We start from the raw sequence: 20,251 nt of genomic DNA, 5'->3' as shown, positions 1-20,251 counted from the left end.
AAGCGTAATACGGGAAGCAATGGGGTGTGTTACCACTTCGATCCTGTATTACGCTTCGCTAATACAGGCTACTATGGCAGAAAAGAGTAAAAAATAGAGTATTTCTCGCATAATAGACTGCCATTAGGTTAAGGATTATTTATTGTAGATTGACCCTTTTGTAGCCCGTATTAGCGAAGCGTAATACGGGAAGCAATGGGGTGTGTTACCACTTCGATCCTGTATTACGCTTCGCTAATACAGGCTACTATGGCTGAACAGGGCTTGGTGCCAGGATCTTGAGTTCCTTCACTTTTAACATTATGACCTGAATTCGGAAGTGTTTAATTAAATAACTAAGCTAAACTTTAATAAACAGAATCAGAACCAAGAGTTTTATTATGACTGTTGTAAATAAACTTGGTGGAAGTTGCTTACGTTCAGCAGAGGATTATCTTAAGGTTGACCAAATAATCACTTCTACGCCTTGCATATTAGTGGTTTCTGCATCCAAAGGTACTACGGACGTTTTATTAGAGTGTCTTAGATTAGCCGCTACTGGTAAAAATTATCTTACCAAATTGCATCAATTGATCACCTTTCATCAATCGCTAAACAATAAAATAACTGACGACGCGCAGATTCAGATTTTATTGCTGAAAGACAAAGAGGATATTGTGTCTTTACTACACAGTGTATCCCTTTTGGGTGCTTATTCGGAAGAACAAAAAAACTGGCTATTGGGTTATGGAGAATACTGGTCAAGTAAAATAATTGCCGCTATGTTGGCTGCGCCATGGATTGATTTAGGCCAAATCATCACAGTTGATTTTCATGAAGGGCTTATTAATATTGATTGGGTAGAAACTAAAAAGAGACTGCATCGATTGATGAAAGGAGTTGATGCACCCATTGTAGTAATGCCAGGATTTGTCGCTCGAACACATCAAGGATTGCGAGCTTTGTTAGGTTTCAATGGTACGGATTTTAGCGCGGCGATTATTGCCAGACTGGTGATGGCTGAACGATTGTATAAATGGACGGATATTGATGGAATTTTTACTGCGGATCCCAAATGGGTCAAATCCGCATTTGCTATTCCTGATTTAAGTTATCAGGAAGCCTCTGAATTAGCCTATTTTGGCGCTACAGTACTTCATCCTCAATCTGTTCAACCCGCAATTGAAGCCAATATACCTATTCATATTAAAAATTTTTTTAAATTAAACAGTCCTGGAACGATAATCAGTTCCTCTTCAGAGTGTTCTGAATATCTTATTAAAGGATTGAGTTCGATATCTGATTTGGCACTTATCAATATAGAGGGAACTGGGTTAGCCGGGTTGTGTGGCGTAGCGGGACGCTTATTTCAATCTTTGGCAAAAGGCAATATTTCAGTAATCCTTATCAGTCAGGCAAGTTCTGAGCATTCAATCAGCATCGTTGTGAACGGAGCGCATGGAAGTCACGCTGTTAAACTCATTCAATATGAATTTATATTTGAATTAGCTCATGGAGTAGTCCAAAGCGTTGATTTGATTGAACATTGTTCTGTTGTGTCAGCTGTTGGGGATCAGATGTCAGGTACTCCTGGAGTAGCAGCTAAATATTTTGAAATGTTATCGAAAGCCAATATAAATGTTCTTGCGATTGCACAGGGTTCGTCTGAACGAAATATATCAGCGGTAATTAAAACGGAACAAACCCAGAAAGCGTTGCGTGTGTTGCACGGCGGTTTCTATTTATCGAGTAAAACTTTATCGATTGGCTTAATCGGACCTGGTGGAGTTGGAGCAGCATTGTTAAGCCAGATTAAAAAAAACAGAGCGCGATTAAAAAGAGAAATAAATGTTGATTTGAAAGTCAGAGGTTTAATGAATTCCCAAAATATGATAATTCATGAGCAATCCATAGACTTAAAAGATTGGGAGGAGCAATTAAAATCAAACTCGGTACCCAAAAATTTAATCGAATTTGTGACTCACATTGCCAGCCCGGAAATTCCCCATGCGGTAATCGTTGATTGTACTTCATCAGCAGAGATAGCGAGTCAATATCCGCGATTTATTGAATTTGGTTGTCATGTTGTGACCCCAAATAAAAAAGCAAATTCCTCGGATTTACAGAACTATAAGCAGTTAAAAGATGTCATTAAATCGAATAATCGACACTATTTATATGAAACTACAGTGTGTGCCGGCTTACCCATATTAAAAACCATTCAGGATTTGCTCGCAACAGGTGACAGCATCAAGCGCATCGAAGGTATTGTATCTGGAACTTTATCATTTATATTTCATCAGTGCGCCAAAGGATTGTCTTTCGCTGACAGTGTGATTCAAGCTTATGAGTTGGGATACACAGAACCCGATCCTAGAGAAGATTTAAATGGTCTTGATGTTGCCCGAAAATTTGTCTGTCTGGCAAGAGAATTGGGCTATGATTTAGTCCTTGAGGATGTAAAATTATTGGATATGGTTCCCAATGCATTAAAAAACGTATCAATACCCGATTTTTTAAAGAATTTGGTGCATCATCAAAAAACAATTGAAGACAAGATTAAAAGACTGTTAAAAAATAATGCGGCTCTTGCTTATGTTGGCATAATTGAACACGGAAAAATAAGTATTCAATTAAATGCATATCCTGCATCACATCCCTTTGCAAATACAACCGGAACAGATAATATTCTGCTAATCCAAAGTCGAAGATACAATAAGCAACCTTTGATCATTCAAGGACCAGGGGCAGGTAAATATGTAACTGCAGCTGGAGTTTTTGCAGATTTGTTAAAACTGGCGTCAATGCTATGATAAATCAACTAAATACTGTAACAGTTTTTGCCCCTGCAACTTGTGCAAATGTGATTGTAGGATTTGATGTCCTTGGATTTGCAGTAGATGGATTGGGTGATGAAATTACATTAAAAAAATCAAAAGAACCTGGTCTTGAAATTGAATCGATCACCGGTATAGAACATATTCCTTTTACAGTAAATAAAAATACAGCAACAGTAGCTTTGAATGCCATGCTGGAATTTTTAAAAATGGAACAAGGTTTTAAAATCCATATAAAGAAAGGAATTCCATTAAGCTCTGGTTTAGGTGGGTCTGCTGCAAGCAGTGTAGCAGCATTGATAGCCTTAAATCGTTTCTTAATCAAGCCTTTGCCGATTGAACAATTGGTTGAGTTTGCATTATTAGGAGAGCATACGGCCTGTGGATCCAAACATGCTGATAATGTGATACCTTGTCTTTATGGCGGGATGACCTTGATTGAATCTACTGATCCCCTGCGATCAATAAATTTACCACTATTACCCCTGCATGCCGTGTTCATTCATCCACACATCCAATTAGAAACCCGTGATTCCAGAGCAGTCTTACACGAGTCAATCAGTTTATCTTTATTTACAAAACAAAATGCGCGCATGGCATCGTTTATTAGCGCTTTATACGAAGAAAATTATGAACGATTGGAATTGTCCTTGGTTGATGAGTTAATTGAACCGATGCGAGCTCATTTGATTCCTTTTTATTATGATGTTAAATCAGTGGCGTACCAATATGGAGCATTGGCCTGTTCTATTTCAGGCTCTGGACCAACACTTTTTGCCTTTGCTAAAACCGAACAAATTGCTCGAAAAGTGGCGGATGGAATGGTATGGAAATTTAAAACGAATGGGATTCAATGTGATTCTGTTATCACATCCATAGCTAAAACTGGGGCTAGAGTAGTAGATGAAGAATAATATGCGCAGTACCCGAAAAAAGGAACATGCAACAATTGACGAGGCCATTTTATGTGGATTAGCTCGGGACGGAGGGTTATATGTACCCGAACAATTTCCTAAAATATCAGTAGAAGAGTTTTATGATTATTCAGATTTAATTTATTTTTCATCACATCTCTTGAGCCCTTTTTTTGCAAACAGTGTACTTAAAATAGACCATGAATTTTGTCAGGATGTTTTTTCATTTCCTTTGCCACTTAAGGCATTAACAGACACTCAATATGTGCTCGAATTATTCCATGGTCCTACTCTTTCCTTTAAAGACTTTGGAGCACGATTTTTTGCTCAATGTTTGCAGTATTTGTCTCAAGATAAGCCGAAAAAAGTGCTGGTTGCTACATCCGGGGATACCGGTAGTGCAGTAGCAAGCGCCTTACATGGTAGAGCGGGAATCGAGGGCTATATTTTATTTCCAAAAGAAAAAATAAGTTTAAGGCAGCAGGCTCAAATTACCTGTTGGGGAGATAATATTCATGCTCTGGCAGTTCACGGTACATTTGATCAATGTCAGCAGCTAGTTAAGATGGCCTGTTTAAGATCAAAACATCAAGGTCAATTGACTACAGCAAACAGCATCAATATAGCCAGATTGTTACCGCAAATGGTGTATTATGCGTATTCCAGTATCCTGTTGGAAAAACGTCATCAAAAGCCTGCCAATTTTATTGTGCCAAGCGGTAATTTGGGAAATGTTACTGCCTGTTATTGGGCCAAGGTTCTCGGTTTTCCAATAGATGAAATATTAATCGCCAATAATGCGAATAGAGTGTTAAGTGATTACTTGATTACCGGCACATATAAGCCGAAACAGAGTATAAAAACTTTGGCAAATGCAATGGATGTTGGCGATCCAAGTAATTTAGAGCGTTTAATCGATTTATTTGGAGACTTTGAGCAATTTAAACAGAACCTCAATGTTGAATCCGTGTTAGATCATGACATTATAGAGGCAATTATGGACTGTTATACCCGGTATCATTATATTCTTTGTCCTCACACAGCCACATCTTATCATCGATTGAATGCAGTTGATTCATCTAAAATCTGGGTACTTGCAGGAACTGCTCATCCAGTCAAGTTTGATGAATTGATCGAGCCTTTACTGAACATCAAAATTCCTGTGCCAAATCAATTAAAGTTGATGCTTGAAAAAAAGCAGTGTTTTAATGAACTACAATGTAACTTTGAATCATTTTACACCATGTTAAATCAATAGTTCGTTCTAATAGTTCATTAATTAGCTTCTTCCTGGTCGAGGATTTGCATTCTGGATACTGTTTTCGATGTCGTCCAGTTTTTTGGAAGAATCCGTTTGGTGAACGGCTAAAAAACTTTTATTATTTGCGAGATTTACTGCTCCTTTTATAAGCAACCCAACACCCAAAGTGGTGATCCCAATTGCTAAATTCACTAAAAATTCAGACCATCCTCTATGTTTGTCAAGAACTGTTCGCGCGGTATTAATATGTTCTTTACAGTTCTTTTCAAAATGTTCATAGCTTTCTGGGGTTATTTGTTTCAGATAGGTGTCTTTTTCTTTATTCAATTTATAGTAAAGCGTATTAGCACTGTTTAGAGCTTCTTTTAATAATGTGTAGTCTTTTGAGTCAGGTTTAAGTTTGTCTCGTCGAGATATAAGATCGTTAATTTTGTCCATAAACAAATTCATTTTATTATTAAATTCTTCTAATAAAGGTGACTCTAATGCAGTTTCAGCTTTTAATGTTACTTTTTCTTGATGTAGGGTAGACAATTTTGGAATCTTTTGTTGCAAATGCTCTATCAAAAATGTTTTATGTGGATGAGACTCCACAATGGGAAGCAAGTAATCCATCATGTTTTTGTTTGTTGTGTCCTGTTTATAGATATTTGCTCCATGATCGATAAGGGTATTAATGATGGTGCAGGCTGTTTTTAGCTCATCTAAATGTTTTGTTGTGCCGATAAGACGTGCTGCTTCAATCAGGGCGGTAGTTTTGGGTTGATTTGGTAAAGGTATAGCGGGACGTCCGGGTAAGTACACGTTATGTTCCTGTTCTAAATTAACTCTTTTACCAAGAAGATAGTTAACGACATCGAGGCGATTATGTTGTACCGCCTCGACCAGATAACTTTGAACTTTAGAGTTTAGCTTCTTGACATCTACAGAACCTTGTTGAATTATTCTTTTAATTTCATTTAGGTCTTTATTTAACATAATTGCCAAGGATAATTCTAATTCTGGATTTATTTGGGGAGTAGAACGCGTTATGGGTGTTTGGTTAGTAGGAGAAACATTAGGTGATACATTGCTCACTACATCTTTCAAAGAATTTTCAACTTGTTGACTCCCTTTGTTTAAGGGGTGTTCTGATGTTGTAGCTACTGGCTTGGGCTGCACTAATCCCTGGGGCAGAAGAGAATGTCTCGGTTCATTTTTATCTAATGCAGCCTGAGCTGCTGTTTTAGCTACTGGCTTGGGCTGCACTAATCCCTGGGGCAGAAGAGAATGTCTCGGTTCATTTTTATCTAATGCAGCCTGAGCTGCTGTTTTAGCTACTGATTTGGGTTGCACTAGTCCTTGGGGTAGAAGAGAATGATTCGGCTCATTTTTTTCTAATGCCGCTGTCTCGGCGGTCTTTAAAATGCCCACAATGTGTGTATGCTTTCTTGAACTTGCCCATTCCGATGGACTCAAGCTTTGTATCGGAGGCATACGTAGTTGGGCTTGATTTTTATGCAGTGGATCCGCTCCTGCGTTCAGAAGCTCTTTGACCATGTGTTCATTCCCTATGGCTGCAGCAGCAATTAATGCATTGAATCCTTTATTATCAACAGGATTAACATTAACGCCTTTAGCCATTAACTTATCAAATAGGGCGTTATTATTTGCAGCAATTACAACCATTAAAAGAGAAATACCGTGATTGGATACACAATTAATATTTGCTCCTGCATCAATCAGGCGATTAATGATGTTCATATCAGGAGGTTCTTTTATCATTTCTGTTCGAAGTTCTTTATCGAGTGTTGCTTGAATTGTCACAATGGGTTGATTAGAGGATCGCGACTTAAATAAATCAGAATTGCTTGGATCATTTGGCATTTCTCATTACTCCCGCTTCGAATCATAGTACCTTGTTTGTATTGGTTATGTGGAGGGGTATACCAGGTTAATTCATCCAAATATCTTCATAAATACCTTTAATTGACAGTAGACCTCATATACAACGGACATAAAATACAAGGCGATAAGATTCCTTTTTAATGAAACCCATATAAAAAGTATAGACGAATTACATTTAAATTTTACCTCTATATTCCCTAAAGTTATTGCTGCCAGAATTGTAATTTGTATATCGTTATTCATTGTTCAGGTTCATGGTATTTAACAAAAAATGTTCATCTGACCTGCTTTGGAACGGAGGTAAGATGGGTCTTTTTTACCATGCACGGTGAAAAATTCAATATTATCCTATACTTTTTTATATCAAAGTGCGTACTTTTTTATTGATGATGTACTACAGGGAATTGTTGAAATGAAGCATACTTTTTTAAGTATCGTTTTTTGTTTTTTAATTTATGAAAATGGATGGACTGAAAAAAGGGTGCCAGAACTCAATGATCTGTATCGTATTGCTGATGTAAGCGAACCGGATATATCACCTGATGGAAAGTGGGTGGCCTATAGCGTCAATCAATTAAACGCAGAAACTGATTCATCATACAGCAACATATGGCGAGTATCCATTGATGGAAAATACACGCAACAACTTACTGTGTCTCGCGAGTACTCAAATTCTCATCCGAAATGGAGTCCGGATGGTACCTGGCTGGCCTATCTTTCGGATGAAGGGGAGCAAGAGACCAGCCAAATTTGGTTAATGCCTGCAAAAGGAGGAAAGGGTCATCAATTAACTCATACTCAGGGTGAAATTAATGATTTTATCTGGTCACCCGATTCCAAGAGCATTGCTTTCGTTGGTAATGAAACAGAAAGTTCCGATGATGAGTTAGTTGATAAACCGATTGTAATTGACCGATTTCAATTTAAAGCCGATGGCAGTGGTTATCTTACAGATGTTTATGATCATTTATATGTAATTAATGTTGCAACGGGAACTACAACACAGCTTACTTCTGGAGAACATGATGAATACTTGCCATCATGGTCACCAGACGGTAAATACATCGCTTACGTGACTAAACGAGGAAAAGATGCTGACAGGCATCTTAATTATGATATTTACATTATTGAACCCACTTCCCATGCAAAAGAACGACAACTGACTCATTACTTGGGTAATGATATGGATCCTGATTTGGAGTCAAATTTGTCATGGAGTCCTGACAGCACGAAAATTGCTTACCTACGCAGTAAAGAAGATAAATGGGTTTATTACTCACCAACTCAACTGGCTGTTGTTCGTGTCGCTGATGGGAGTGAATCGGTTGTTGCACCGATGGATAAATGGTTTTATAAACCTAAATGGTCACCGGATGGATTAAGTATTTATGCCTTAATAGAAGAGAGTAGAACTACTTATTTGAATAAAATAGACAGTACAACGGGACAAGTAACCAAAATAACACAAGGTCTACGTACTGATATGGATTTTGCATTAGGTCAAGATAAAGTGATTGTGTTAAGTACAGATGATGTACATCCCGCGGAGTTGTTTCTGGTCGGTCCAAGCCTGACTCCTTTAACTCAGCAAAATAACAAACTATTGAGTGAAGTGACATTCCAACCTGCAGAGGACATCCAATTCAAGAGTTTTGATGGCGTACTCATCGAGGGATTATTAGTGAAACCCATTCAGTATCAACAAGGTAAAGCTTTTCCAGCACTTTTAAATCTTCATGGAGGTCCTGTTTATCAATTTAGTCATGAGTTCAATTTTGAGTTTCAATGGTTTGCAGCAAATGGCTATGCAGTTATTGCACCGAATCCACGTGGAAGTTCGGGTAGAGGATTTGATTTTGCCAGAGCTATATATGCTGATTGGGGGAATCTTGATGTTAAGGATGTTTTGGCAGCAGTTGATTATGTCGTTTCTATAGGAGTTGCTGATCCGGCACGATTGGCGGTTGGTGGTTGGAGTTATGGTGGAATGCTCACCGATTATGTTATAGCCAGTGATACTCGTTTTAAAGCGGCACTTTCTGGTGCAGGAACTGCAAATATTTTATCGGGTTATGGGGTTGACCAATATACTTTGGAATACGAATTGGAATTAGGAAAGCCATGGGAGCATCCGGATTTATATTTGAAGTTAAGTTATCCGTTTATGCAGTCGTATCGCATTAAAACAGCTACCTTGTTTATGTGCGCTCAGCTTGATTTTAACGTACCTTGTGAGGGGTCAGAACAATTATATCAGGCATTAAAATCATTAAATGTTCCTACCCAATTAGTAATTTATCCTAATGAATATCATTCTTTATCTGTTCCCAGTTATCTGATAGACCGACTGCAAAGATATAACGATTGGATGAATAAGTACTTGAAATAAATATCATTTATTTTTTAATGCCTTCGTGTCAAGAATGAATAGATGAACCAGGCCCCGCATATAAAGTGTTTGGCTTCCCAGGAAAAAATGCAATCAGTGATTGTTGTGAGTCTCATAATGCAAACAATATGCAAAAAATAATAATGTGATCTAGACTAAATTATATACTTACAAGGATTGTGAGCATTGATATGGAAGAACTGCAAAATAGTTATCACGAATTAATTAAAACAGAATCTAACGTTCCCCACCATCATATTTTGCCCGCATTATTCGAAGAACAGGTAACCAATAACCCAAATCATACTGCACTTATATTTAATAAAGAACAACTGACTTATTCTGAGTTGAATGCAAGTGCAAATCAACTCGCCCATCACCTTCGTCAGCTGTGTGGCAATAAAAAATCAGTGATCGTCCTGTGCATGAAACCCTCCTTTGATTTGCTCATCAGTATATTGGCAATACTAAAAGCAGGAAGTACCTACGTTCCGTTGGATCCTGACAACCCCGTTTCTCGCATCAGATTTATTTTGGAAGATACCAAGGCTGATGTGATACTGACACAATCTAGTGAGAAAAAATTGTTTGAAGGTATTAATGCGCATCTATGGTGTTTTGATAAACAGCGTTCCGAACTAAGTAATTATTCAATAAATAATCCGGTTCATGTGAATCAACCCGATGACTTGGCTTATATCATTTACACCTCTGGATCAACTGGAGTTCCTAAAGGTGTCATGATTACACACAATAATGTTTTGTACTTTATTCATTGGTTCAGTAAGGCATTGGCAGTACATCATGAAGATATTTTTGATTTTTCTTCTTCTATTTCATTTGATTTTGCCGTAGCCAATACTCTTTTTCCCATGATGCAAGGGGCGCAAATAGTAATCTGTCCTACTGAAACCAAAAAAGATCCGTATTTATATATGGCTCATTTAGCGCAGCATCGTGTGACCATAATGAAATCGACTCCAGGTCATTTTAGAAATTTAAAAGAGGCTGTATTAAATGAAAAAAAATGCCTGTACTTAAGGTATATTGTATTTGGTGGCGACTCACTTTTTGTTAAAGATCTCGAAGATTGGTTGCAACAATTTCCTGAACAAATCATGTTTTGTGAATATGGACCAACAGAGGCAACTGTTGCGACATCATGGCTTAAAGTTGACATAAATAATATCGATCAGTTTAAAGATAAAATACCTATCGGCAGGCCGGCTTTGAACACTCAACTGTATATTCTTGATGATCATCTGAATCCTGTACCACCAGGTGAAATAGCGGAGCTGTATATTGGTGGAAAAGGTGTTGCAAAAGGGTATTTAAATCGTAAAGAGAGCACTGAAAAAAATTTTATCAAAGATCCCTTTAGTGATAATAGTTCTGATCGCTTGTATAAAACAGGGGACTATTGTCACTTTTTACCCGATGGAACTATTGAATTTGTAGAGCGTAAAGACAATCAAGTTAAAATTCGAGGTTTTAGAATTCAAACAGAGGAAATTGAAGCGTGCTTGATGACTTATCCGGGCATGAAAGAAGTAGCTGTTATTGCAAAAAAACGAGACAATACGCCAACATCAGAAAAGCAATTGATAGCTTATTGTGTTCCGCAAAATTCAATCGAATTAAATCAGAACAGGTTACGACTTTATTTGCACGAGCATCTTCCTGAATACATGGTTCCTTCCTTCTTTGAGATTTTATCGGCTCTTCCATTATCTTCCAATGGTAAAATTGAACGTCAAAAACTCCCTGAAATAAACTCAATGATCACTCATCAGAACGTGTTTACTGGTACCGAGTTAGAATACACTCTTAAAACGATATGGGAGCAGGCGCTTAATGTAACAAATATTGGTATTGAACAGAATTTCTTTGATTTGGGCGGGAATTCACTGGCTGCTGCACGTATTCTTACCAAGATAAGATCCAGTTTAAAAAAGGATATTCGATTAAAGGATATCTACAGTTTTCCAACCGTTGTTGAATTAGCTAAATGGCTTGAAAAAGCACATCCTATTTCTGATCCAGATGAGAATAGCGCTCATGTCTCATCGGATTATCACGTCATTCCTTTAAGTGAATTACAGTTTTTATTTTGGTTAATGAGAGCATTTTATCCTAAAGCCAAAATACTCAACATTATCGATAGAAAACGATTTCGAGGTGCACTCGATATAAACTGTCTGAATGCCGCTTTAGGTTGTGTATGTAAACATGATCCAATTCTTGGTTATCGTATTCACCGTTTTGCTCCAATTCAACAAGGACAACAATTGCCCCCTCCTAAAATAGAGGAAATCGATATCCAGGATTTGTCTTCCGAGCAACAAGAAGATGCCTTGATTCATTCTCTGGATGTATTGCAGCATTGTTCCTGGAAAAAAAACAATCATTTATTCAGGCTTCGATTATTTCGACTGGGCGATGAACGATTCGAACTGCAGATAGCACTTTCGCATTTGATCAGTGACGAAGTATCTCCCGGAATATTTTTTAGTAACATGTCAAATTTTTATCTGGCTTCGTTGCACAATAAAGAGATACCCATTTATTCTGATAGAAGTCAGTTCAAAGATTATGTAGTGAAGGATATTCACAGAACCCAAAATGAAATGAAAAAAAATATGGACTTTTGGGAACAGTATCTGAACGATATACCGTACTTATATTTTCCTAAAGAACATATCATTAAAAAAGGTGGCTCTGTAAATACCTGTCAGTTTGATATATCGGACGCACTGATTGAACAACTGGAAACATTCTGCTCTCAACATCGATTATGTCTGACGGATAGTTTGACTGCGGCCGCTTCGATTTGCGTAAAACCTTATATATTAAAAAACAAGAAGCAACTGATATCAATTAATCTTGTTAAATCCACACGTGATAATGAAGAGTACGATAGGGCAATAGGTCTTTTCGTCCGTTCAGATATTCTCAAGATCAATTTGGATCATTCATCAGATTTTCTTGCGTTATCACGGGCAGTCCAACAATCAATTACTGATACATCGCCACATCAATCGTGCCCAATCATAGTTAAATTGGGATGTTTATTAAAGAAAGGTTGGAAAAATAATAAGATCAGCAATGCATTAACCAGTGGTTTATCGAGGATTTATACGCGATTTTTCTCAAAGTATCAGTTGGATTATCGAGTATTGAGAATGTTCTTCAGAGTCTTCACTGCAAGCAAAACGAATTGTTTTTTTATTAATGTTAATATTATGAATAATTTTATTTCAAATCAGAACGATAAAAAAATATTTGCTTTAGATTTGGAACCAGTAAAATCACATCAAGGTGATCGAATGGTCGATAAAAATATTTTAAATATTTGGTTCGAACGAAATAAAGAGAATAAAGCGCTTCTGATTATTTCAGGCAATCTTAGCGCCCCCTTTCTTGAAAGTCTGGGTCAGGACATTATTCAGTTCATGACACAGGTTAAAGTATAATTCTACGCTAAATGGTCAGGGCGGTTAATATTCGGCGCTTTCCTTTAAACGGTGCTCTGCCATGCATTGCGAGAATATTATCCAATACCATTACATCACCATTTTGCCAGGGATAGGCAACGGTTTTTTTATCTAATACATCGAGAATATGATAAAGATAATGACGAGGAATAGGGCTGTCATCGCCAAATCGTATTTCATGTAGTGATGTTGAGGGGCGACAATAAAGAATTTTCGCTCCAATATAATTCAGCAAACCGAGTAATCTGGGATTGAAATCAAAAAGATGAGCCTGATTGAACCATACCGTTTCATGAGTGATGGGATGATCCATCACTGCTGGTCTCTTTTGTTTTAACTCAATCCAGTCGGAACGTAACCAACGGAAAGAAACCTCATTATTTCGACAGATGTCTTCAACCTCAGCTTTATCATGCGTCTCAAAAACTTCCATCCATGATTTGTGTGAACGAGCAAATCGATTCAGGGTTCTCAATAATTTGTCTTTGTAATAGTAATGTGACACATAGGTTAAGCCCTTTTCCTGAAAACACTGTATAAATTCTGGTTTAAGAGACTTATAAACCTCTCGTGCATCAGCAATAATGGTCTCCCCCTGATGTTTTGGCGCAATTTGACAAAAAAAATAAATATGTCGAGGGAACTTTTTAATATAAGAAAGCTCCTGATGCAGTGGGAGATGGATTGCTGCCGGAGTTTCTGTAGAGGTGTAGACTTTATTTATTACCTTATCACGAGGGCTGTCCCCCAACTGGTAATTTACAAAATTACCCAGTTTGAGTGTTTCTATAAAATGTGAAAACTGTTCCGGAGTATTGACTGGGAAGCCCCGAAAAAGTAATGCACCATTTTTAAGAAGTAATTGTTCTATCTTCGGTTTATTGGCTTGAAGTTCCTCAATAACGTCATTAAATTTTGAGTGTTTTTTGGGGGTAATAAGGGTTGGAAAAGATTCTTCGATTTGGAAGTCACTCATTTAATTAATCCTTGTTCTACTCCTTTTATTCGATAGTAAACTATGGATCAAATTTTTTTTAAAATCAAAGGGTGTCTTAAGATAGGTTTGTGATTGCATTCAATGTGTACACATTGTTCTACACATCGGGTAAGTGCCGCTTTTTCTAATAAATTTATTATTCCGGTAGCTTAATTCTTATGAGCGCTACGATTTCATGAATTATTTAAACATCAATATTCACTTAAATGAAGTGAGATGTGTTTGTATTTAACCTTAATTGATAAAAAATCGATCTTGTTGTTGCACTCCAGTCTATAATTATATTATCAGAGCGGGAGACAAAAAAATGCCCAAAACAGACGAAATAGGCACTTCGGCTGAAGTTGTTAATACAAAACCAGGAGTCGATTCAAATAATCCGGTTGATTCACCTCCTATAGCTTTAACATTGTCACAGAAAATTAATACAGCCAGAAACTCATTACTCCAATCCTTGCAAAGTCAATTAGAAAAGTGCCTGACTGACAAATTAAAACCTAGGAAAGAAGGTGAACCCTTTATTGATTTTGCAGATGATCCAGGACAAATTGCTGCAATTAAAAAAGTCATTAATGCTTTATATCATGCTGAGGAAGCATTAAAAATTTGGGAAAATACAGATAACTCTACCTTCTGGGCCAAAACAAAAGCAGCTCCTAAGCATGTTAAAGCATTAATTCAGGTATATAAATCTTTAGCGTCACTTAATGACGCCACACCAGAAATACAATCTTTAATCGCTGAAAATTACAGTTTAATTGAGCCGGCATTTACGGCAACTTATGATGCAATAAAAAAATCGGGCTGGGTTAGTGAATTTACTGAAATGGAAGTCACTGAGCAAGCAAGTTATATCATTAATCAGGGAACAGAGTTAATCGGACCTATTACCACAGAAACTGAGACTAAACCGAATCCACTTTTAGATGCACTTTCCAAATTGTCGCGAGTAATGAATTTTGCAGCTGACTCTAAAAAATCGCAATTAACCCCACAAGAAAAGCAAGAAAGATCTGAATTGGTTATTTCATTATTAAAGGATCTAGAAGGAAATTTATTTCTCCAGAAATTAAGCGTAAAAACTCTCGAAGAATCAAAAGCGATTAATGATTTATTAGGATGGCTAAAATCAATTCAAGATAATGATTTTGAATTTACCAGAGACTCAATGCAAAAATACATTTCCTGGTCAAATCATTATTTAGGTTCATTTATTCTGACCATAGACCAATTTGAACGTCAAAACTACCTGAGATCAGGTTTGCTCAGTGATAACCTATGTGAGTCAGCAGATCGGTTAGCAAAGGAGATAAATAAACAATTATCTGAATCCTCACTTGATATTGATGATCGAATTCAGACTATAGACGCTTTAGCACCAATCAGAGAGCAAAGAATTGAGGCCAGTCAGGTTGAACATTTAGAGGCTATTTCTGTTGCACGTAACAATATGGCATCTGTTAAGCGTTTTTTTACAATTTTGGAACAATACAAAGGAAATTCATTCAGTGACATTACAGAGTCTGATCGTATTGAATTAAGACAAATATATCCTGACATCCAAATTGCATTAGCTCATGCCAATCTGGATCTTGAAAATAAACTCACCGGTATTTTAAATACCGTTGGTCCGAAAAGTTCATCATGGTGGAGCATGGCGACTGGGGCTTTATCTAAATCAGCTGCAGCTGTTACAACTATAGCTGCTTCATCCTTCGTTTCCAACGCTATATCTAATGGAGAGATGTCTCTTGGTGTTTTAGCTTTAGGTGCTTTAGCTACGGGTGCAGCAGGTTATGTTGGAGGTTTTTACGGAAATGGGGATATTGATAATCTTTTTCTTCATGAAGAGTCAATGCTTCATTTGTTCATGGAACAAATTAAAACAGAACAATTAAAATTTACTGTGGCTGAATCTGCACGTGTTACATTGGAGGGACAAGCAGGATTGTCAACAGATGCCACCCTGGCTGTTCGGGTCGAGGATCGAACTAATGAATTACAAAAAGAGGTAAAACAACCTTCGCTTAAAGACATGGTTCATCCTGGGGAATTGATTGCGTTCCAGGCCTCTTCCTTAAACAATTTACGCGGCAATATCACCTATCTTCAAGATTTGCATTTATCTGAGAAAGTGGATACTACCAGAACAAATATCAGAACATTATTGAATCGTCATTTATCTGAAGCAAATCAGGAGTATTTTCGGGAGCAACCACCCCATACGATTAATAATGATGAGCCAGAATTGGTTGTACATATTAAAAACCTTGAAAATGCATTATTAAATTTACAAAACTCATTGTCGATTTTTGAAAATGCGAACAATGATTTTGGCGTTGTGAGTCAGACAAAATTATTTATTGCGATTGTTAAAGCTGCCTATCAGTTAAAAAATACGATAACAGCACTTTCACCCGCGGCACGCAGCACCTTAGCTCCTGTTATTAGTCAAATTACTGAGTACAGTACTGTTTTATCGGGTATCAATTACCGCTCTGCAGATATGTCTGAAGTGGGAAGATTAAAACAATTAGATAATACTGTACCTCAACAACTCCCTCAACCTGTTGCTGCTCAGGAGAATGAAATTGAAGCAACAGCGATTGAAGTCGCGCCAACTGAAGGAGTGCCAACTGAAGGAGTGCCAACTGAAGGAGTACCAACTGAAGGAGTACCAACTGAAGGAGTGCTAACTGAAGGAGCACTAACTGAAGGAGTACTAACTGAAGGAGCACTAACTGAAGGAGCACTAACTGAAGGAGCACTAACTGAAGGAGTACTAACTGAAGGAGCACTAACTGAAGGAGCACTAACTGAAGGAGTACTAACTGAAGGAGTACTAACTGAAGGAGCACTAACTGAAGGAGCACTAACTGAAGGAGCACTAACTGAAGGAGCACTAACTGAAGGAGCACTAACTGAAGGAGTACTAACTGAAGGAGTACTAACTGAAGAAGTGCTAACTGTAGCAGAAGAACAGACAGAGCTGCAGAGCTCAGTAGATTATGCGAAACAAATTGCTGAGGCCAGAGCAACATTGCTAAATCATCTTCAATCTTCATTATCAGCTCCTTTGGCTCATTCTTTAGATTCACAATCAAATGGTGTTCCTTATGTTAATTTTGATAACGATCCTCCTCAGATAGCTGCAATTAAAAGAGTAATAAACAGCATGTATTATGCAGAATCTGCGATACAGATTGTCAATAAAATGAATACTCAAACTGTTTCAACGATTGATAAAATTGTGTTAGCTCATCAAGGTATGGTGGCTGTTTCTCAGATTTATAAGTCGGTGGAACTGTTACGAGATGCTACTCCGGAAGTCAGCAGGATCATTCAGAATAATTATGACTACATTGTTCCAATGATAAGGGGGGCACAGAATCTGATTCAAAATACTGGTTGGATGAATCAATTCTCACTTCAAGACGTGGCAAAAACAACAGGTAGTTTTTTGGGAAGAGGACTTGACATTTTACAATCCAATGATCCTAATGTTTCTGATTCTTCTACTTTAGTTACATTCTTGGCTGAGGTGCCATTGCTCTTAAACTCGTTATCGAGAACTGTAGATCCACAGATTATTAGAGATGAAACTAAAGTTAAAATAACTGAATCTCAAATTGATTCAATTACTTTAGTCGCCGAGAGGTTATTTGAAAATCAGGGAACATTTGTTAACTATTATCGAGGAATGCATGCTTTAGTTTCGTTCATTGAATTAGTTAAAAAATTAAATCATGAAGGAAATCGACTTCAAACAAAAACCATAGAGGCTTATCAACAATGGATGGAGCGAGATTATCCTCAATTTATATCATTAATTGATGAATTAGAGGTTCGTAATTATCTGAAACCCGGTCTTCTTTCATCTTCTATCGTGAAAGAAATTGATGCCGTAAATCGCAAAGTAAATGAGATCATTGTGCATAAGGCTGATCCAGGTCTGAAGAGTATTCCTCTATCATCTGATTTATCCGGTGTAAGGGATGAAAATCTACAAAAAGTTAAAAAACACATTTGGATTGATCTCTTTCAAAATGAAGACCAGCAGAGCTATTCACGAAAATTTTTTGAAATCCTTCACCAATATCAAGGGAAATCATTAGCCGATATTGACCAAGAGGATCTAGCCAAACTTAGAATAGCCTTTGCTCATATTCAGGAACCAATGTCTCATATCAACATGGAACTATCCAATGAGTTTGTTACTGTACTGAATCAACTTGAAACTGAAACTATGGAGAGTACTCAAGAACAAAAAATTTCCATTAAACAACTACTGAAACAAGAGTCGTTAATAGATAGATTTTTGAAAGATCAAAATAAGTTACATCGTTTAAATATCGAAGTTGTCAATGAAGCGAGAGTTGGATTGACACCCGATGCTAATCTTGAAGAGATTCTTAGAATAGATAAAGAACAGAGATTTAAAGCTCAAGAGCTTTATATCATCAATCAATCCGAGCACACTCCACCGGGGCCTGGTGAATTAAAACCGGCTGAATCTTCATCAATGAATTCGGTGCGTGGTATTTTTTCATCAGTACAGGAATTGAAGTTATCTTCATATATACGTTTGATGAAAGATCGGTTTACTTCAATGACTAAAAACCAGTTTTCATCTCATGTGCAAGACTATCTGAATAAACCCGATACACAGCCTTTGTATGACCTTGTTGATAGTGAGCCTTTTATTGTTCGCCAGATTAAAATGATAGAAAACGGTCTATATCATTTGGAACATGCTTTAAACAGATTTGAGCAATTGAGTCACAATGACAGTTTAGTATCTCAGGTACGATTGATTATGGAGATACAAAATGAAGCAAGTCAACTTAAAGGAATATTGAGCAATATTTCACCGGAGATTAAAGCGCATTACGAATCTTTAATAAACCAAATAGTAGATATTAGTTCATTTGTACAAACTATTGATTATGATAAAGCAGATACTGCAGAATTACAGGATGTTTTGAAGCGAGCAAAAGTAGAAATATTAAAACCGGCAGATTTGAGTCTTTCTGAGGCATCAGATGCGACAATTGAACAAAAGGAATCAACAGAAGAGGCTGCCCAAGGCCAATCAGTAGCGGTAAGAGGTATAAAACTGGGGGCTAAATATTTGCATGCAGCATCTCCACAGTTAGAAAAAGCCAGAGTATATTTGGCCGAAAAATATAATAGAATTTTTACTCTGCCACGAGAAAAACTCCGGAATTTTTCCAGAACGCAATTGGCAAACCCGGAGTTTATGCAAAATGAAGCAAATCGTTTAAATGCATTATTAAACGACGATAAACTGCTTACCATAAAAAATTACAAAGTCTTAAAGGAATTGTCAAAGCAATTATTCAGAGTTGGAGCCCAGACTGGAGAAATACTCGGTATGTTGAATAACCTCGTAACTCATGAATACAGGTCAATTAAGGAAATAGCGTATAAAGAATATATACTTAAATTATCTGAGGAAGAAGATTTTTTATGTTTAAAACCAGGCACCCTAATGAATCAGGGAATCGCGACAGTTAATCAGTTTTTTTTATCCGTTGCACTGGAGTTGGATATTTCTTTTGAAGAAAAGCTTGCATTAGTAGATGAAGGGCACTATCTCAATATCCTTTTGAAACAAACAGAAAAAGAACTGGAACACCTGGAGTTGAAATTAAAATTAATGCCTTCAAATGCAGATATTCAAATTCAAATTCAAATTAAGAAAGACAAAATAGGATTATTGAATCAACAGATAAAGTCATTTGAAGCCAGAGATCTTAAAGACATAGTCGGTACATTAGTTGATGAGCAATTTGAAGTTGAATTAAGGAAAATACTTGTGAATTCATTTTTGGATACACCAATAATTCAGCAATATGAACGAGCTGTAAGAGCTTTTTATGACAAAAATAAACCGTCATTAATGGAGGTAAGCGATATTGGGACCGAACTTCATGATCGTTTACATGCTTTTGACCATCAATCAGTAGAACATTATATGATCGTGTATCAAGCTCATTATCGATTAAATAAATTTAGTTCGCATTTGCCTCCAGAAAATCAACATGTAAAAGATTATATTCAAGGCATTAATAATGATCTGACAAATGAGCAGACTCCTATAGAGCAAAGATCTCAGCTAGTTAAATCTTTACCCACTAATCCTACATTTGTTGAAACCATAGGCTCTGCAGTAGAGGGAGAAGGGTTTTTAACCAAGTTTAAACGATTTGTACAAAGAGTGGTTGGCTCTGTCCGTGAAGGATTTGTCACCGGAGCAAACATAATCACAAAATACCATGAGATAAAATTAGAACAACAAATGAAACATATCGAAAAATCAATTTCATTTAAAGCCGGTTTAGCTGATATGAAAAATATCCAAGCAGATCGAGCTCAGGAATTAAAAAGTCAGGAGGAACAGGACTCTGAAGCCAGTACAAATCAGGATTATGATAGTAAGTTCACCGCCGGTTAATCATTTAATTGGATG

The 20,251-nt window shown here is 37.0% G+C and carries 8 protein-coding genes; 6 read left to right on the top strand and 2 right to left on the bottom strand.

The window, feature by feature from the left end:
- Nucleotides 1–380 precede the first annotated feature (380 nt).
- Genes thrA through thrC form a run of 3 tightly spaced genes read left to right on the top strand, consistent with a single transcriptional unit; the run spans nucleotide 381 to nucleotide 4,988 of the window.
- Nucleotides 381–2,792 carry a bifunctional aspartate kinase/homoserine dehydrogenase I gene (thrA, locus tag Lqua_RS06345; RefSeq protein ID WP_058473434.1) on the top strand — a complete coding sequence of 804 codons (2,412 nt, stop codon included), beginning with the start codon at nucleotides 381–383 and terminating at the stop codon, nucleotides 2,790–2,792.
- On the top strand, nucleotides 2,789–3,730 hold the full coding sequence (locus Lqua_RS06340) for a homoserine kinase (protein ID WP_058473433.1): 942 nt from the start codon (nucleotides 2,789–2,791) through the stop codon (nucleotides 3,728–3,730). Before thrA ends, Lqua_RS06340 begins: the two co-directional genes overlap by 4 nt.
- Nucleotides 3,720–4,988 (top strand): threonine synthase, encoded by a 1,269-nt coding sequence (thrC, locus tag Lqua_RS06335; protein ID WP_058473432.1) that lies wholly within the window; start codon nucleotides 3,720–3,722, stop codon nucleotides 4,986–4,988. Before Lqua_RS06340 ends, thrC begins: the two co-directional genes overlap by 11 nt.
- 21 nt (nucleotides 4,989–5,009) lie before the next feature.
- On the opposite strand, the gene Lqua_RS06330 is transcribed toward thrC, so the two are convergent.
- The gene (locus Lqua_RS06330) at nucleotides 5,010–6,857 is read right to left on the bottom strand and encodes an ankyrin repeat domain-containing protein (RefSeq protein WP_058473431.1); all 1,848 of its coding nucleotides are present in this window, start codon (nucleotides 6,855–6,857) and stop codon (nucleotides 5,010–5,012) included.
- Between the two features lie 433 nt (nucleotides 6,858–7,290).
- Between Lqua_RS06330 and Lqua_RS06320 the strand changes: the two genes are divergently transcribed.
- Nucleotides 7,291–9,267 carry a S9 family peptidase gene (locus Lqua_RS06320; RefSeq protein WP_058473768.1) on the top strand — a complete coding sequence of 659 codons (1,977 nt, stop codon included), beginning with the start codon at nucleotides 7,291–7,293 and terminating at the stop codon, nucleotides 9,265–9,267.
- A 191-nt stretch (nucleotides 9,268–9,458) separates the two neighbouring features.
- Nucleotides 9,459–12,740, top strand: coding sequence for an amino acid adenylation domain-containing protein (locus Lqua_RS06315; protein ID WP_058473429.1), 3,282 nt, complete (start codon nucleotides 9,459–9,461; stop codon nucleotides 12,738–12,740).
- A 7-nt stretch (nucleotides 12,741–12,747) separates the two neighbouring features.
- Here Lqua_RS06315 and Lqua_RS06310 read toward each other — a convergent pair whose 3' ends face one another.
- The gene (locus Lqua_RS06310; RefSeq protein ID WP_058473428.1) at nucleotides 12,748–13,737 is read right to left on the bottom strand and encodes a TauD/TfdA family dioxygenase; all 990 of its coding nucleotides are present in this window, start codon (nucleotides 13,735–13,737) and stop codon (nucleotides 12,748–12,750) included.
- A 328-nt stretch (nucleotides 13,738–14,065) separates the two neighbouring features.
- Here Lqua_RS06310 and Lqua_RS06305 point away from each other — a divergent pair, with 328 nt between their 5' ends.
- Nucleotides 14,066–20,236: a hypothetical protein gene (locus tag Lqua_RS06305; protein WP_058473427.1), complete on the top strand. Its 6,171-nt coding sequence runs from the start codon at nucleotides 14,066–14,068 to the stop codon at nucleotides 20,234–20,236.
- Nucleotides 20,237–20,251: the final 15 nt, after the last annotated feature.

Origin of the sequence: Legionella quateirensis (assembly GCF_001467955.1) — a bacterium.
GTDB lineage: Bacteria > Pseudomonadota > Gammaproteobacteria > Legionellales > Legionellaceae > Legionella > Legionella quateirensis.
Note: the sequence above shows the minus strand (reverse complement) of the source record. Positions and strands in the feature narration are given on the sequence as shown.